Genomic DNA, 16,013 nt, shown 5'->3' with positions numbered 1-16,013 from the left:
AACTTATAAATATTACTATTGAATGTTTACTATATAAAATACTTGAAATGCATACTTTAAGCATATGTATATAGTTAACTATACCAATCTATAGTAAAATATATTATAAACAGTATAGGAACTTAATTAATAAAATCATCTATAACTTTGGAGGTATAAAATATGTATTTAAATCAAGAATATAGTTTTATAAAAGAACATGCACCATGTTATATATATGATGAGATTAATATAATCGAAAGGTGTATGGAGTTAAAAAATAGTATTTTAGGTTTTGATTTTTTATATTCCATCAAAACAAATCCATATAATAAAATTGTAAAAAGCATTGCTAAACAAGGGTTTGGAACAGATGCAGCATCCATGAAAGAAGTATTGATTTCAAAAGAATGTGGAGTGGATAGAGATAATATTTACTATTCTGCACCAGGAAAGCTAGAAGAGGAGCTAGAAGCTGTTTTAGATAAGTGTATAATTATTGCAGATAGTATAACAGAAATAGAACTTATAAATAAAATATCAGAAAAACAAAATAAAAAAATTAAAATAGGCATAAGAATAAATCCTGCTTTTACTATGGATGATGATAGCTCTATATCAAGCAAGTTTGGTATTGATATAGAAGATATAGATAATGTTTTTAAAATACTAAATCTTTGTAACTATATATCTGTGGTTGGAATTCATATACATATTAAATCTCAAGTGTTAGATTTTGAAAAGTTAGGATGTTATTATGAAAAATGTTTTCTCATAGCACTAAATTTAAATAAAAGTGAACATATAAATATTGAATTTATAAATTTTGGTAGTGGTATTGGAGTAGTATATGACAATCTTAAAGAAAGTCCAGTTAATCTTAAAAAGCTTTCAATATTAACTGAAAAGATTGTTTCTACTAATGCAAATACATTAAAGGCTAGACTCTTTATTGAATCAGGTCGTTTTGTAGTTTGCACATCAGGTAATTACTATACTAAAATTGTCGATATTAAGGTATCAAGAGGGATAAAGTATCTTGTTGTAAGAAATGGTCTTAATGGATTTATGAGACCTATTATTTCTAATTTAATTGAGAAAGTAACTTGTGGTGTAGAATTAGAAGGGCAAGAACCATTATATACATCAAATCATGCATTTTATTTTTCAGTATTAAGTAGTTCAGAAGAAGAAGAATATGTAACAATAGTTGGAAATCTTTGTACATCATTAGATGTGTTAGCTAATAATGTTAAATTAAAAAAGGCAGTTATAGGAGATGTGATTTCAATTAATAATGCAGGTAGTTACTCATATTCTCTATCTCCAGTAATGTTTTCAAGCTATGAATTTCCTAAACAATACTATAGAAGAAAAGATGGATGGATTGAGTAAATTTTTATGATATATTAAAACTGGAATACTTTACATTTACTGACTTTTGATAAGTAAAAGTTGAAATATCCTTTGATGGTTAAAAAAGAGATAAATGTAAATTTTATAAAATGTTAGCAAAAGAAATATCAAAAATTTGAAATAAAAAGATTTATAAAGAACATACATAAAATTTAACTTAAGATTTTAATTTCAGTTTTAATAAATAGAAAAGATGAAAAATTAGATGTAAATAAATTAAATGAATTTGAATAGTATTTCATAAATCTAAAATACGATTAAGAATAAATTTGCTGGCAAAATAAATTTGGTAATAAATTTATTTTGCCATTAATTAAAAATTATTGTATAGTGTAGTAGTTTGCTTTAGGATAAACATACTTATAGTATAAAGTTTTATGTAGTTTTGTGAATTATAAACAGTCTACAATTGTTCCTTCAGGAAATAATCTCCTAAAAACAAATCTCACTAAAGGGCCTGCAATTAGTAGTTGCAACGGCAATGCAATGATAAAGTTGTTGAGTATATTAACAGCCCATACAAATAAGGTTGTGCTAGAGAAACCAACTGATTCAATGGCTCCAAATAAAGACATACATATAACCATCCCACATACCATACAACTTGATATAACAATGGCCTTTGCAATTTGTTTACTTTGTGGATTTACAATGCAAAATGCAATTTTTTTAGCAATTTTAGAAACAATAAACCAATCAAAAATCATACCTACTACATAGGCTAGCGGAAACCCCATCCAAGCATTTTTTACAGTTTCTGATGAAAGACCTTCATGTAAAGAGATATTATAGATACTCATAAAAAATACCATAAAAGCACACATAAGCACTGTGAATATCAAACTTTCTTTTTTATTTTGTGGCATACTTATTTACCTCCCAATTTAATTTATTTATATTAGGATTATACATTAAGAAAAATTTTAGTGTAAGTAATTTTTTTTATTTTTCATTTTTTTATTTAATTGAAAATTATTTTGATATAATGAAAAATTAAATTTAAATATAGGATATGATTTTAAGATGATAAGTAATTAGAATAGTTATTATAAATTAAGTTACAGTTTATGAAAATTACTATTTTATATTGTCTAAAATAAGATAGAATAAATCAAAGATTTAAAAAAAACTTTAACTTAAAAATAGACATATTATTGAAATCTAAATTAATCTTAAGAAGAATATTCCAAAAAATTAAATACAAATACACTTTTAGTTTTTTGAAATCATTTCTCTACAAAAATAGGAAATATAAACATGTCTATGATATATATGGTCTCTAATATATGAATCAATAAGAAAATTTAAATTTTTATTTCTTTGATAATCTATATCTTATTTATGTACTTAAATTTATTATGTAGAATAATCATTACTTATGTAATTTGTTATAGAATTATAGCAAGAAATAAATTATGGAAAAAATTGGAAAATATTATTATCGACAAAATCTTTGACTTAAAAACTATATTGCGATAGTATTAATTTAATAAAAGTTTGAGAGGGGCGTAAGGCTATGACAATTTCAAAAATACCACAAGCAGAGTTAAAAGTTATGAAGTTTATTTGGGAGAAAAATGATACAGTAACATCAAAAGAAACTATTGAAGCTATGGAACAAAAATATGGATGGAAACAAACAACAACATTGACACTTTTATCAAGACTTGTTAAAAAGCATTTCTTGAATGCAGAAAAAATAGATAGATATACTCATTATACGATAGTTGTTGGTCACAAAGAATATTTGAATGTTGAGACAAAAGATTTTTTAAGTAATATACATGATAATTCTTTACAAAGTTTACTTTCAGCATTACATGAAGATGAAGTGATTGACAAAGATGCATTAGATTTATTTGAAAATCATTTTAAAAATTTAAAGGATGAATAAATATATGTATTTATATGTTTAAGTTTTTAATAGATAGATATATACAAAAATCTATATTGGTATTATTTAATAAGTTACCAACTATTTATAAATTGATGATTAATAGGCGTAAATTCAATAAAATACCTATTAATAATTAAAGTAAGTGGTATCAAGTTAAATGATACCACCTATTTTAGTTCTCCATGCTTTTAGCTTTAAAAATAATTTTTTAATTCATTACTTTTCCTTAATTCAAGCCGTTATTTTATTTAATCATATCAAACGTCCTTAATTGTTTCTAATTGTTCTTAGAGTCAACTTATATTTTTGAGCATAATTAAAATAAAATGAGGAAATAATTTTTATATTTTCTAATTGTAATGTTAACAATTTAGTGGTTAATATTTCGTTAGTTGATTTTATACTATTACTAAAATCATTAAGTGATAATATCAAATTTAAGTGCCATTTTATGTTATAATTAGTATGTATTTTTAACGGTATATTTTATTGTGAAGATATAAATTAATTATTTTTGGGGAGTTATTATGTTAGACACGTTTATAACAATTGTTTCTTCTATTATAGAGATATGGGCATGCAAGAAAGTTTTTGATTATACAAGTAAAGTAAAAACTAATTTAATGAAGCTAAATATATCTTTCTTATTTTCTATTTTTCTTATTATCTGTTCTTTTTATATAAATGTAGGAGCTAATGATAGAATATGGATATGTATTCTTATAACTTTTATTTTTTATAAGTCTAATTATAAGGTCAATATATATAAATGTTTAGTGGTTTTGTTTTTTTATTGGATGGTGTTAATAGGTATAAATGCATTGAGTATGCTATTAGTAGTTTCAATGAACAATTTAGATAATATGAATATTTTACTTAGTGGAAATTTATACAGGTATGAAGCTATCTTTTTTGGAAAATTGATTTTAATTATATTATTATACATTTATAAAATTTCTTGTACTAATTTTAAAATTAGTAAAAAAGAATTGTATATATGTGTTCCAATGATAGCAAATTTATTATCATTTTTTATACTTTACGATTATATTATTAATCTTATAAAGATTTCTCCTGAAAGAAGAGTTGTCTTTCTAGTAATAGTTTTACTATTGATATTATCCAATATCTCAATATTTGCATTAATACGTATAATTCTTAAAATTAAAGATAAAAAAGATAATATAATAAATTAATTAATACATATAAAAATAGCTTAGTATATATTTCTAATTGATATATTATAGCTTATTTGTCTTAAAAGATTGAAAATTGAATTATCTGGTAAAGTAGATAAAGTTGATTATGCTAAGACTTTCTAAAATGAGCGTATTAGTGATATAAGTAAGATTACATAAATGTATTCTCAAGTTGTATGGTAGAAGAACTGATAATATTTAAAAAATTATCAAGTTTTAGTTTATAGAGCAGTTTATTTTAACATATAGACTGTTTTTTTATGTCTATAACTATACCATGTAACATTTGTAAAATTACTTATAGATTTTTTAATAACTTCAAGAAATGCCTATTTTGTAAGGAGAGATATTAGTAAATATAAAAAAATGTAATATTAACATCCTAGCTATGTATCAACCAAAATCACTTTTATGCGTTTTTTATATCTAGACATATGTGTAACAACTATATTGCAACACATGTACTCAAGTGAAAAACACTCTGAACAGACTCCAGTTACTCTGCAAGGTGTTTTACGTTTTCCATTTGCTTCTAGTTCAGAACAAGCAAATGTTCGAATTCTTTCAACAGAAATTAAAAAAATTTACAAATATGAACTTCATTGTTTTTTTGAAAAAATGAAATGTATGTGTAAAATATATGGGAACACTTTTATCAAGTTTTTATAGTAAAAAGATTATATTATTAAATTTGCTTAGATATAACTTGAGGGAGTAACAGAATATCAAAAAAGAAATACATAAATATACATATATATTTATAATATGTCTATTGAGATTTTAATTGATAATTAAGAAGTATAAAATTATTTTAACAAATTCATAATTAAATCTTAATTTTTTAAATTATACATATAAAAGTCAATATTTACTTTTATATGTATAATTTTACACAATTTTATTGAAAAGTTATTTTATTAAAGAAATATGTATTTATAATTACTGATGTTATTTATAATAAGCTATTTTAACTTTAAAAATTAATGTTAAAAAAAGAGTCTGTAGGTCAGTATCAAAAATAACTTTATAAATATCTCAAATAGACTAATCTTACATATATTTCCGATAGATTATATTGATAAAAAACACTAAAATTAAATTAATAAGAATACTTGGAGGGATGGTAATGAAAGAGGAATGTTTTATTAATATTGAATACGAAGATAAACGTTTTTCAATTAACATTAAAGAAATTTTGTACATAGAAAAGCAAGAGTATGAATCAAAAATTTATACAGAAAATGGAACTTATTATATTGGAGAAAATTCTTCTAGTGTAAGAAAACTACTGAAAGAAGAAAATTTTTTCAAATGCAGTAACAGTTATATTGTAAATTTAGATAAGTGTGAATTTTATCTCAGCAATAATTGTATTTTTGTAGGAAATAATTTTATAAGAGTTTTAGGTTTAGATAGAAAAAAGAAATTAGAAAAGAAGTTAGAAAAATTATATGATTATAAATATTAACTTTGAGAGGCTGTATTTTATACAGCCTCTTTATTTATTTTATTGTATTATTAATAAACTTTAAATTATGATAAAATATAAGACAAGTATTGCTTTTAATAAATAAAATATAGGATAAGTTTTATATAACTACATGATTTTATATAACTACATAATAAGAAAAGTAGAATATATTTATATAAATAAAAATTAAATTCATAAACAACTAAATATATTATATGATGTGTAAAAATATTAGACAAATTATAATATATAATTTGAATATTAAAAATTGCTGTATTTTGAAAAAGTTTAAATAACTTAGTTTGTAAATTTATTTTAAAATAAAAAATAATAAGATAAAGCATATTTTTTAAAAAATACATATAGGAGAGGATAGTAAAATGGATAAACCAAAAAATAGTCTAAACATTGATGAAAGAAAATTAAAATGTCCTTGTATTTATAAGCATTTTAAAGGAAAATATTATGCTACAATGGGATTGAGCAAAGCCATTGATAATAATGATATAGAAAAAATCTGTGAAACATACAATGAAAAAGGTTCAACTAAAAACAAAATTAGGTATAAGCTAGATGTTAAGCATACTGAGCTAGATGAAAATATTTATATATATATAGACATGAATGGAAGTTTTTATCATAAAAAAGAAAAAGATAATAATAATTTGGTTTTATATAAAACTCTATATGATGATACAGGGATATTTGCAAGGCCATTAGATATGTTTTTATCAAAAGTAGATAGAGATAGGTATTTTAATCCAATTCAAGAATATAGATTTGAAGAATTTTATAAATAAAATATGATGATTATTTTTTATAAGTTGAGAAAAAACCTGTTATTATATAATAAATTGTGGTAAATATAAATAGTATGAGCTAAGAAGGATATATTAGATTAAGTTATAAAATAGAAACATAGTAAACTATTATATGGTATAATTAAAGTTTGAGAAGTGACAATTTATATTTAATAAAAAATAGACAGATATATTAGGAGGAAATATGGGAAATACTTTTTATATAGTAAGACATGGACAAACAGACTGGAACTTATTAGGAAAAACACAAGGTCATGGTAACTCTGACCTTACACCACAAGGGATAGAACAAGCAAGAGAACTTTCTGAAGACATTGGTAAGTATTCGATTGATTATATTTTTAGTAGTGATTTAGGAAGAGCAATGCAAACAGCTCAAATTTTAGGTGATAAGCTCAATATTGAAGTACAAAAAACTGAAGCACTTAGAGAAATGGGATTTGGAGTTTGGGAAGGTCTTTTAATAAAAGAAATTCAAAAAGACTATTCAGATATATATTCAACATGGAGAAATGAGCCACATTTAGTAAATATACCAGAAGGAGAAACTCTTAAAATTATAAAAGAAAGAGTGGATACTTTTATAAAGGAATTAAATGAAAAATACAATGATAAAAATATAGTTCTTGTTACACATTCAATTACATTGAGGGTTATGTTACTATCATTCTTAGAGTCAGGTATGGAAAATATATACAGAATTAAGCAAGATAATACTGCTTTAAATATAGTAGAGTTTAAAGATTATGGTCCAGTAGTAATAAAGATGAATGATACAAGTCATATAAAAAATCATGTAAAAATAAATAATTCTGCACTTGAGTAAGTATCAAATTATAAGGAGAAGTTTATGAGTAAAGTTATAGTGGTTGGTGGAGGTCCATCTGGCATGATGGCAGCCTTGTCAGCTTCGAAAAATAATAATGAAGTAATATTGATTGAAAGAAATGGAGAGTTAGGGAGAAAGTTAAGAGCAACTGGTGGAGGTAGATGTAACTTTACCAACAATAGAGAGATAGAAGATTTTTTTGATAAGGTTGTGAACAATAAAAAATTTCTATACAGTAGCTTTTATACATTTACAAATAAAAATCTTATATCGTACTTTGAAAGTAAAAATTTAGAATATAAGATTGAAGAAGAAAATGACCACAAGGTCTATACTAAGAATGATAAGTCTATAGAAGTAATAGAATTATTAAATAAGGACTTAATTAATCATAATGTAAAGATAATGTATAATAAAAAAGTTGTGGATATTATAACTGAAGAAATTACTGAACAAGGTGACCATAACAATAATAAAGCAAATTATTCAATAAAAGGTGTCATTTTAGATAATGGAGATAAGATATTAGGAGATAAAGTCATTATATCAACTGGAGGAGTTAGTTATTCAAAAACAGGTTCAGATGGTTCAATGTATAAGGTTCTTCAAAATCATGGACATACATTAAATAAACTATATCCTGCTTTAGCGCCACTTACAATAGAAGAAAAATGGATTAAAGCTTTGCAAGGAATATCTATGAGAAATGTAGAAATATCTTGTAAGATTAAGAAAAAGAAAATATCAAAATCAGGAGACATGTTATTTGCACATTTTGGGATAACAGGTCCTTGTGTACTTATAATCTCTTCTTATATCAACAAGATTATTGAAAAAGATAAGATAGAATTAAATATAGATTTTTTACCAAACTTAGATGTCAATGAAATTTCTAATATAATTAGAGAATTTCCAAATAAAAATATCTTAAATAATCTTAAACAGATATTACCTCAAAACTTCTTAAAAGAAATTCTTTCTATATTATCTTTAAGTGATAAAAAAGCAAATGATTTATCTAAGGCTGATGAGATTAAAATTATTGAGTATATAAAAAATATGAAACTAACTTGTAATGGAACTACAGGGATAAACACTGGAATGGTTACTTCTGGTGGTATTTCAGTTAAAGAAATTAATTCTTCTACAATGGAGTCTAAGTTAATAAAGGATTTATTTTTTACAGGTGAGGTGATAGATGTAGATGCAGAAACTGGTGGATATAATTTACAAATAGCATTTTCAACTGGATATCTTGCAGGGATTAGTGTATAAGTTTTTGATAAGTCGATTATTAAATATAAATAAAATAGAGGTGTAGGTATGAGTAATTTGATTATAGCTGTGGATGGACCAGCAGGGGCTGGTAAAAGTACAATAGCTAAGATAGTATCAGAAAAACTAAATATAAATTATATAGATACAGGTGCTATGTATAGAGCTGTTACTTATAAGTGTTTAAAAAATAATATTGATGTTAATAATGAAAAAGAGGTTATTAAAATAGCTAAAAATTCAGATATAGATTTTGAAAATAATAACATATACTTAGACCAAAAAATTATAAATAATGAAATAAGAACAATAGAAGTAAGCAATAATGTTTCCAATGTAGCTAAGATAAAAGAAGTAAGAAAGTTGATGGTTGAAGTTCAACGAAAAATTGGAACAAAAAGTTCAGTAATATTAGATGGTAGAGATATAGGTTCATATGTTTTTCCAAATGCAGATTATAAATTCTTTTTAGTAGCTACACCAGAAGAAAGAGGAAGTAGACGTTATAAAGAACTTTGCAATAAAGGATATAATACTACTTTAAAAGAAGTAATTGAGGATATAGTAAAGAGAGATGAAATTGATTCAAATAGAGAATTTGCACCACTAGTAAAAGCTGAGGATGCACTAGAAATAGATACAACAGGAAAGACTATAGATCAGGTTGTACAAGAAGTTGTATCTAAGATAAGTTTTTAAGCTCAATTTATCTAAAATGAAAATATAATGTAGTATTGAAGGGAGATAAACGTGAATTTTTATAGATTTGCAATAAATATTTTTAGATGTTTTTCTAAAGTGTTTTTTAAATATGAAGTTATAGGTGCCGAAAATATACCAGACAGAGGAAATATAGTGGTGGCTTCAAATCATAAATCAAATCTTGACCCTGTATTTTTAGCTGCAGCTATAAAGAATAGAGAGATAGCAGCTATTGCAAAACAAGAATTATTTAAAGTGAAGCCACTAGGTTTTATATTAAAAAAATTGCATGTTATGCCTATAAATAGAGAAAAGCCAGATGTATCCACTATAAAAACTATTTTAAGGTCAATTAGAGATGGTTATATATTAGGAATATTTCCAGAAGGAACAAGAATTAAAGGAGACAACTTTGGCAAAGCTAAGGCAGGTCTTTCTCTATTTACAATAAAGAGTAAATCTAAGGTTGTACCAGTATCGATAATATCTAAGTATAAACCTTTTAGTAAAGTAATTGTGTACTTTGGAGAGCCAATATCATTTGAAGAACATTTTAAAGAAAAGTTAAGTAATGATGACCATGAAAGAATGTCGCAAGAAGTTTTAGAAATAATAAAACAGAATTACTTTAAATATTCAAAATAAGGGGGGGATTTTGTGAATGTTAAAATAGCAAAAAATGCAGGATTTTGCTTTGGAGTAAAGAGAGCAATGAAAATGGCATGGGATGAAGTAGAGAAAAATGATTCTGGAATATATGCTTTAGGACCTCTTATTCATAACAAGCAAGCAGTAGCAAGATATGAACAAAAAGGTCTTAAAACTGTAGATGAAATCGATATAATACCAGATTATGAAAATATGATAATAAGATCTCATGGAGTTCCTGAGAAAGTATACAAAGAAGCTAAAAATAAAAAACTTAAAATTGTAGATACTACATGTCCATTTGTAAAGAAAATACATACAGTAGTGAGTGAGTATCATAATAAGGGTTATGAAATAATAGTTATTGGAGATATGAAACATCCAGAAGTGATAGGTATAAATGGATGGTGCGAAAACTCAGCAATAATAATAAAAGCTGTAGAGCAAATGGAGAATATGGAATTTGATAATTCAAAACAATATTGTGTTGTTGCACAGACAACAATAAATCCAGATTTATATTCAAATATAGTTAATAAATTAGCTGATAAACTAGAAAATATAGTATTTAATGATACAATCTGTTCAGCCACAAAAACTAGACAAGAAGCAGCTAAAGCATTAGCAGGAGAAGTTGATTGTATGATAGTTATAGGTGGAAAACACAGCTCTAATACTCAAAAGTTAGTAAAAGTTTGTGAAGATTTAGTTCCAACTTTTGCAATAGAAACTAAAGACGAATTGGATGTAAATATGCTTAAGAAGTATAAAACTTTAGGAGTGACAGCAGGAGCATCTACACCAGATTGGATAATAGAGGAAGTAATAACATTTATTGAAAATTTATAAATATAGTAAACGATGAAAAAATGTGTAATATCGGTATAATATATAAAATTTGTTGTAATATCTATATGTAATTTTATATTATAATATAAAATTACATATGGCAACTAGATAACCTAATATCAGAAAGTGTGTATCTTAATATGCAAGAAATTAACAATATAAGATATGCACTTTTTAATATTAGAAATTTAAAAGATATAATGATATTGATTATCAATAATAAATGAAATATAATATAATTATTGCGAAATTAATATAGGAGGTAAATTAATGGAAATGTTAATATCTGCTTCTGAAGAAGCATTTTTACATGTGGGTTCTATGATTGGATTTTTTATTTTGCTATTTGGATATATAAACTATAAAACTAGTGGTAATTTTACTAATATTATATCAAAAAATAGAAAATATCAACCTTTAATAGGAGCTTTGATAGGAGCTATACCAGGTTGTGGTGGGAGTTTGGCAATAATGCCATTATATATAAGTGGAAAACTAAGCTTTGGAGCAATCATTGCAAGCTTAATAGCAAGTATGGGAGATGCTGCATTTATACTTATTTCATCAAATATTAAAATGTATTTTTTTGTGACTATAGTTAGTACAATTACAGGAGTAATAACAGGACAACTAGTAGATTATTTTAAGTTAGAAGAAAAATTGAAATTAAATAAATATCGAAAATCAGAAAAACATAATACAGATAAAAATTACCATAAAGATAATGAAGAATCGCATAATCATGATGATATAATTTTGGATAATTTAGCTAAATCTCATGGAAATACAAATAGACTTGCATTTATAATAACACATGGTAAAGGGTACAAAATTTATATAGGAATTGTATTAATAGGTTTTATATTTATGTCTCTTGCTCATTCTGGAATAAATCTTCCTATTATTGAAAAATTACATTCACTAGAAGAAGCAATAGCAGTTATAGGAATACTATTCTCAATAGTTTATATGTGGTGTTTTAAAAAGGTATTTAAAAATTCTAATCAAAAAGAGGAAGAAAATAAGAAAATTTCCCTAAGAGAAATGCTTATACATTCTGTAGGTGAAATTTCATTTGTTATTACATGGATTTTTATTGCATATCTTATTTACGATTTGATAATATTGGTTTTAGGTGGAGATGAATACTTAGTTAATTTAGTTTTATCAACAGGTGTAATTAGTGTATTTATAGGTGCAGGTCTTGGGCTTATTCCAGGGTGCGGTATACAAATTGTACTTATGTCATTTTACTTGAAAGGAACTATACCACTTGGTGCAGTAATAGCTAATTCCATATCTCAAGATGGAGATGCACTTTTTCCGCTTTTAGCAATGGATAAAAAATCTTCCTTATGGGCTATGATTATTACTACTATACCAGCTATAATCGTAGGAATTATAGTTTATGCTTTTTTAGGTTAATTGAAAGTAGATTTTAATATAAATGATAAAAATACATAAATCTATACTATGGATATAGTAACAAGTATTAAAAATATAAAAAATAAAATTTAATATAATTAAAATATTTATAAATAACATGAGAAATAATATTATTGTTTCTTATGTTATTTTTGTTTAATTTAATAAGCTATGGAATAAATTTCAATCAATACTTTTTATTGAAACTCATATATAATATATATTAATAAATCAAACTATAATATATGATACAACAAGTATATTGATATAAAAAATTTAAGAGGAGTTGTAAAAATGAGCAATTTGAAAAAAAAGTGTGATGTTGCAAGTGGAAGAGATAAAGCTGATATTGTACTTAAAAATGGAACAATTATAAATGTATTCACAGAAGAATTACTAGTAGGAGATGTAGCAATAGTAGATGATACAATTGTTGGAATCGGCGAATATAGTGGTAAAATAGAGATTGATTGTAGTGGTAAATACTTATCACCTGGTTTTATTGATGCACATATGCATATTGAATCTACAATGGTAATGCCAATTGAATTATCAAAAAAATTACTAAAGTCAGGTACAACAACTGTTATAGCTGACCCTCATGAACTAGTCAATGTAAAAGGAGCAAGTGCAATAGACTTTTTACTAGAATCAACAAAAGAAATACCCTTAAATGTATATATTATGCTACCATCATCTGTCCCTGCAACAAGATTTGAAACTAATGGAATAGGAAATTTTAGTGCAAAAGATATGGATGCTTACATAAATAATCCTAGAATCTTAGGATTAGGAGAGGTAATGTGTTTTAATGATGTCATATCTGCGGAAGAGGAAATTTTAGATAAATTAGAGGCTTTTAAAGATAAAATTGCAGATGGACATGCACCAAATATAAGTGGGAAGTCACTTCAAGCATATGTATGTGCAGGAATAAAAAATGACCATGAATGTATAACTTTTAATGAAGTGTATGAAAAATTAAGAGCAGGTTTAAAAATTTTTATAAGAGAAGGAAGTGCAGCAAAAAACTTAGAAGCCATAATAAAGGGATTATTGAAACACAACTTACCAATTGAAGAATTTATGTTTTGTACAGATGATAAACATTTGGATGATATAGAAAAACAAGGTCATATAAGATGGAATATAAAGTGTGCAATCGATTTGGGTATGGAGCCAATTAAAGCTATTAAAATTGCAACTTACAATTCAGCAAGAGCATATGGTCTAAATAGAATTGGAGCAATAGGTGCTGGATATAAAGCGGATATTGTTGTTTTAAACAATTTAGAAAACATGGAGGTAGGTAGTGTTTATAAAGATGGTAAATTGATAGATGAGGGAATTTTTTCTGATTATAATTATGAAATTAAGGATAAAGATTTACTCAATACAGTCAAATTTAAAGACGTTGATAGAGAAAAAATACAATTAAAGTCAAATGAAAAAAATTATGTAATGGAAATTGTACCATATCAAATTCTGACAAATAAATTATTTGAATCTATACCAAACAAAAATGGATATTTCAATCCAAATGAAGAATATTCAAAGCTTTGTGTTGTTGAGAGACATAGAATGACTGGAAACATATCAGTTGCACCATTAAAAGGGTTTGGTATAAAAAATGGAGCAATAGCAACTACTGTAGCTCATGATTCACATAATATCATAGTTGCAGGAGATAATGATGATGATATTATAGTTGCAGTAAATTACTTGAGAGATATACAGGGTGGCTATGTAATTGTATCAAATGGAAAAGTACTTGCTCACTTAAGTCTTAAAGTAGCTGGATTAATTAGTACTCTTCCAGCTGATGAAGTGCAAGAAACAACTGATAATATGTTAAAAATAGCAAGAAAAATGGGAGTTCCAAAGTATGTAGACCCTTTTATTACACTTTCATTTATGGCTCTTCCTGTTATTCCAAAAATAAGACTTACTGATTTAGGTCTGTTTGATGTAGAAGAATTTAAATTTATATAGATTAGAGTATTAGAAGAATAAAAATAAATAGGCAGGATTTAATACATAAATTAAATCCTGCCTATTTATTTTTATTACTTAACATAAATTCCAGTTTAAATGTTCTAATCAAATAAAGCTTGAAATTTTCAGTATATAAGATTTACATATTCATGAAAATTTCTATATAAAAAGTAAAATATTTTATTTATATACAGAAATATAGGGTAGTAATATAAATATAGTATAAATTATTGATTAAAAACAAAAGGAGAGATATTTATGTTAAGTATAGGTACAAAAGCACCAGAATTTACATTAGAAGATAAAGATGGAAATAAAGTCAGTATGTCTGATTTTAAGGGGAAAAAAGTGGTAATATATTTTTATCCTAAAGATAATACACCAGGATGCACACGTCAGGCATGTGCATTTAGGAACGCATATGAAGGATTTAAAAATAATGATATACCAGTTATTGGGATAAGTAAAGATAGTATTAAATCACATCAAAAATTTGCAGAAAAGCATGAGCTTCCTTTTATTTTACTTTCTGACCCAGATTTAACTACTATTAAGGCTTTTGATGTGTGGAAAGAGAAAAAAATGTATGGGAAAACTGCTTTAGGAGTTGTTCGTGCAACTTATATTGTAGATGAAAGTGGAATTATTGAAAAAGTTTTTGAAAAAGCAAAACCAGATACAAATGCACAAGAGATTCTTGAATATTTGGAAAAATAGGAGTAGTAGAAATTTATGATTATAATGTTATCACCAGCTAAAAATATGAAGAATGTACAAGAATTTGATAGAGATTTAAGCTTGCCCTGTTTCATAGATAAAGCAAAAGAAATATCAAAGAATATAAAAACCTTTAGTGTAGAGGATTTCAAAAGTAAAATGAAAATCAACGAAAAATTAGCTATATTAAACAAGAGTAGATTTGATAATTTTAAATTTGACAGTTTAGGTACTCCTGCAATCTTAACTTATGCTGGAATACAATATAAAAATATAGAAGCAGAGAATTTTACAAAGCAAGATGAGGAATTTGCAAATAGTTGTATTAGAATCATAAGTGGATTGTATGGGGTCGTAAAACCCTATGATAGTATATATGAATACAGATTAGAAATGCAGACAAAGTTACAGATAAGAGAATTTAAAAATTTATATGAATATTGGGGAGACAGTATATATAACGAATTAAACAAAGAAAATACAGCTATTGTCAATCTTGCATCAAGTGAATACAGCAAAACTGTGGAAAAATTTATTGATGACAATCATACATATGTAACATGTAATTTTAAAATAAATAAAAATAATATGTTAAAAGTCGAATCTACACAAGCAAAGAAAGCTAGAGGAATGATGGTAAAATATATTGTTAAAAATAAAATAGAAGATATTAACGACTTAAAAAAGTTTAACTTAGAAGGGTATAAATATCGAGAAGATTTATCTAATAATAAGGAGTATGTGTTTGTAAAAGAGTAGATATTTTTATATAGACTTTAAATTGAATTGT

Annotated in this window: 16 protein-coding genes; 15 read left to right on the top strand and 1 reads right to left on the bottom strand. The window is 25.1% G+C overall.

Annotated elements, in window-relative coordinates:
* Positions 1-162: 162 nt before the first annotated feature.
* Positions 163-1,374, top strand: a complete 1,212-nt coding sequence (locus IC214_RS07800) for a pyridoxal-dependent decarboxylase (protein ID WP_227851041.1) — start codon at positions 163-165, stop codon at positions 1,372-1,374.
* A gap of 413 nt (positions 1,375-1,787) precedes the next feature.
* Here the strand turns inward: IC214_RS07800 and IC214_RS07795 are convergent, their stop codons facing one another.
* Positions 1,788-2,261, bottom strand: a complete 474-nt coding sequence (locus tag IC214_RS07795; protein ID WP_227436019.1) for a DUF2798 domain-containing protein — start codon at positions 2,259-2,261, stop codon at positions 1,788-1,790.
* 650 nt (positions 2,262-2,911) lie between these two features.
* Between IC214_RS07795 and IC214_RS07790 the strand changes: the two genes are divergently transcribed.
* The 14 genes from IC214_RS07790 (at position 2,912) to yaaA (ending at position 15,982) form a co-directional block, all read left to right on the top strand.
* Positions 2,912-3,289 carry a BlaI/MecI/CopY family transcriptional regulator gene (locus IC214_RS07790; protein ID WP_227436021.1) on the top strand — a complete coding sequence of 126 codons (378 nt, stop codon included), beginning with the start codon at positions 2,912-2,914 and terminating at the stop codon, positions 3,287-3,289.
* 530 nt (positions 3,290-3,819) lie between these two features.
* Positions 3,820-4,488 carry a histidine kinase gene (locus IC214_RS07785; protein WP_227845324.1) on the top strand — a complete coding sequence of 223 codons (669 nt, stop codon included), beginning with the start codon at positions 3,820-3,822 and terminating at the stop codon, positions 4,486-4,488.
* A gap of 414 nt (positions 4,489-4,902) precedes the next feature.
* On the top strand, positions 4,903-5,160 hold the full coding sequence (locus IC214_RS07780; RefSeq protein ID WP_227862800.1) for a hypothetical protein: 258 nt from the start codon (positions 4,903-4,905) through the stop codon (positions 5,158-5,160).
* Between the two features lie 457 nt (positions 5,161-5,617).
* Positions 5,618-5,959, top strand: a complete 342-nt coding sequence (locus IC214_RS07775) for a LytTR family transcriptional regulator DNA-binding domain-containing protein (protein WP_227436024.1) — start codon at positions 5,618-5,620, stop codon at positions 5,957-5,959.
* A 383-nt stretch (positions 5,960-6,342) separates the two neighbouring features.
* Positions 6,343-6,762 carry a DUF1653 domain-containing protein gene (locus IC214_RS07770; RefSeq protein ID WP_227483122.1) on the top strand — a complete coding sequence of 140 codons (420 nt, stop codon included), beginning with the start codon at positions 6,343-6,345 and terminating at the stop codon, positions 6,760-6,762.
* 205 nt (positions 6,763-6,967) lie between these two features.
* Positions 6,968-7,609, top strand: coding sequence for a histidine phosphatase family protein (locus tag IC214_RS07765; RefSeq protein ID WP_227436028.1), 642 nt, complete (start codon positions 6,968-6,970; stop codon positions 7,607-7,609).
* A gap of 24 nt (positions 7,610-7,633) precedes the next feature.
* The gene (locus IC214_RS07760; RefSeq protein ID WP_227834351.1) at positions 7,634-8,887 is read left to right on the top strand and encodes an NAD(P)/FAD-dependent oxidoreductase; all 1,254 of its coding nucleotides are present in this window, start codon (positions 7,634-7,636) and stop codon (positions 8,885-8,887) included.
* 48 nt (positions 8,888-8,935) lie between these two features.
* Positions 8,936-9,586, top strand: a complete 651-nt coding sequence (cmk, locus tag IC214_RS07755) for a (d)CMP kinase (RefSeq protein WP_227436041.1) — start codon at positions 8,936-8,938, stop codon at positions 9,584-9,586.
* 51 nt (positions 9,587-9,637) lie between these two features.
* Positions 9,638-10,234, top strand: a complete 597-nt coding sequence (locus tag IC214_RS07750; RefSeq protein WP_227436043.1) for a lysophospholipid acyltransferase family protein — start codon at positions 9,638-9,640, stop codon at positions 10,232-10,234.
* Between the two features lie 12 nt (positions 10,235-10,246).
* Positions 10,247-11,086 carry a 4-hydroxy-3-methylbut-2-enyl diphosphate reductase gene (locus IC214_RS07745; protein WP_227436045.1) on the top strand — a complete coding sequence of 280 codons (840 nt, stop codon included), beginning with the start codon at positions 10,247-10,249 and terminating at the stop codon, positions 11,084-11,086.
* A 270-nt stretch (positions 11,087-11,356) separates the two neighbouring features.
* Positions 11,357-12,511, top strand: a complete 1,155-nt coding sequence (locus IC214_RS07740; protein WP_227866447.1) for a putative manganese transporter — start codon at positions 11,357-11,359, stop codon at positions 12,509-12,511.
* A gap of 294 nt (positions 12,512-12,805) precedes the next feature.
* Positions 12,806-14,503, top strand: coding sequence for an adenine deaminase (ade, locus tag IC214_RS07735; RefSeq protein ID WP_227862799.1), 1,698 nt, complete (start codon positions 12,806-12,808; stop codon positions 14,501-14,503).
* A gap of 261 nt (positions 14,504-14,764) precedes the next feature.
* Complete coding sequence (bcp, locus tag IC214_RS07730) at positions 14,765-15,223, top strand: thioredoxin-dependent thiol peroxidase (RefSeq protein WP_227823865.1); 459 nt, start codon at positions 14,765-14,767, stop codon at positions 15,221-15,223.
* Between the two features lie 15 nt (positions 15,224-15,238).
* Positions 15,239-15,982: a peroxide stress protein YaaA gene (gene yaaA / locus IC214_RS07725; protein ID WP_227866446.1), complete on the top strand. Its 744-nt coding sequence runs from the start codon at positions 15,239-15,241 to the stop codon at positions 15,980-15,982.
* Positions 15,983-16,013 lie beyond the last annotated feature (31 nt).

This window comes from Clostridioides sp. ES-S-0190-01 (assembly GCF_020658275.1).
Lineage (GTDB): Bacteria > Bacillota > Clostridia > Peptostreptococcales > Peptostreptococcaceae > Clostridioides.
This window is presented reverse-complemented; position numbering and strand designations above follow the sequence as displayed.

Excerpts from the sequence above, each read along its gene's own strand:
- ade (WP_227862799.1), top strand. The coding sequence starts at position 12,806 with ATGAGCAATTTGAAAAAAAAGTGTGATGTTGCAAGTGGAAGAGATAAA.
- IC214_RS07795 (WP_227436019.1), bottom strand. The coding sequence starts at position 2,261 with ATGCCACAAAATAAAAAAGAAAGTTTGATATTCACAGTGCTTATGTGT.
- IC214_RS07800 (WP_227851041.1), top strand. The coding sequence starts at position 163 with ATGTATTTAAATCAAGAATATAGTTTTATAAAAGAACATGCACCATGT.
- IC214_RS07785 (WP_227845324.1), top strand. The coding sequence starts at position 3,820 with ATGTTAGACACGTTTATAACAATTGTTTCTTCTATTATAGAGATATGG.
- IC214_RS07765 (WP_227436028.1), top strand. The coding sequence starts at position 6,968 with ATGGGAAATACTTTTTATATAGTAAGACATGGACAAACAGACTGGAAC.
- IC214_RS07740 (WP_227866447.1), top strand. The coding sequence starts at position 11,357 with ATGGAAATGTTAATATCTGCTTCTGAAGAAGCATTTTTACATGTGGGT.
- yaaA (WP_227866446.1), top strand. The coding sequence starts at position 15,239 with ATGATTATAATGTTATCACCAGCTAAAAATATGAAGAATGTACAAGAA.
- IC214_RS07780 (WP_227862800.1), top strand. The coding sequence starts at position 4,903 with ATGCGTTTTTTATATCTAGACATATGTGTAACAACTATATTGCAACAC.
- cmk (WP_227436041.1), top strand. The coding sequence starts at position 8,936 with ATGAGTAATTTGATTATAGCTGTGGATGGACCAGCAGGGGCTGGTAAA.
- IC214_RS07770 (WP_227483122.1), top strand. The coding sequence starts at position 6,343 with ATGGATAAACCAAAAAATAGTCTAAACATTGATGAAAGAAAATTAAAA.
- IC214_RS07760 (WP_227834351.1), top strand. The coding sequence starts at position 7,634 with ATGAGTAAAGTTATAGTGGTTGGTGGAGGTCCATCTGGCATGATGGCA.
- bcp (WP_227823865.1), top strand. The coding sequence starts at position 14,765 with ATGTTAAGTATAGGTACAAAAGCACCAGAATTTACATTAGAAGATAAA.
- IC214_RS07775 (WP_227436024.1), top strand. The coding sequence starts at position 5,618 with ATGAAAGAGGAATGTTTTATTAATATTGAATACGAAGATAAACGTTTT.
- IC214_RS07790 (WP_227436021.1), top strand. The coding sequence starts at position 2,912 with ATGACAATTTCAAAAATACCACAAGCAGAGTTAAAAGTTATGAAGTTT.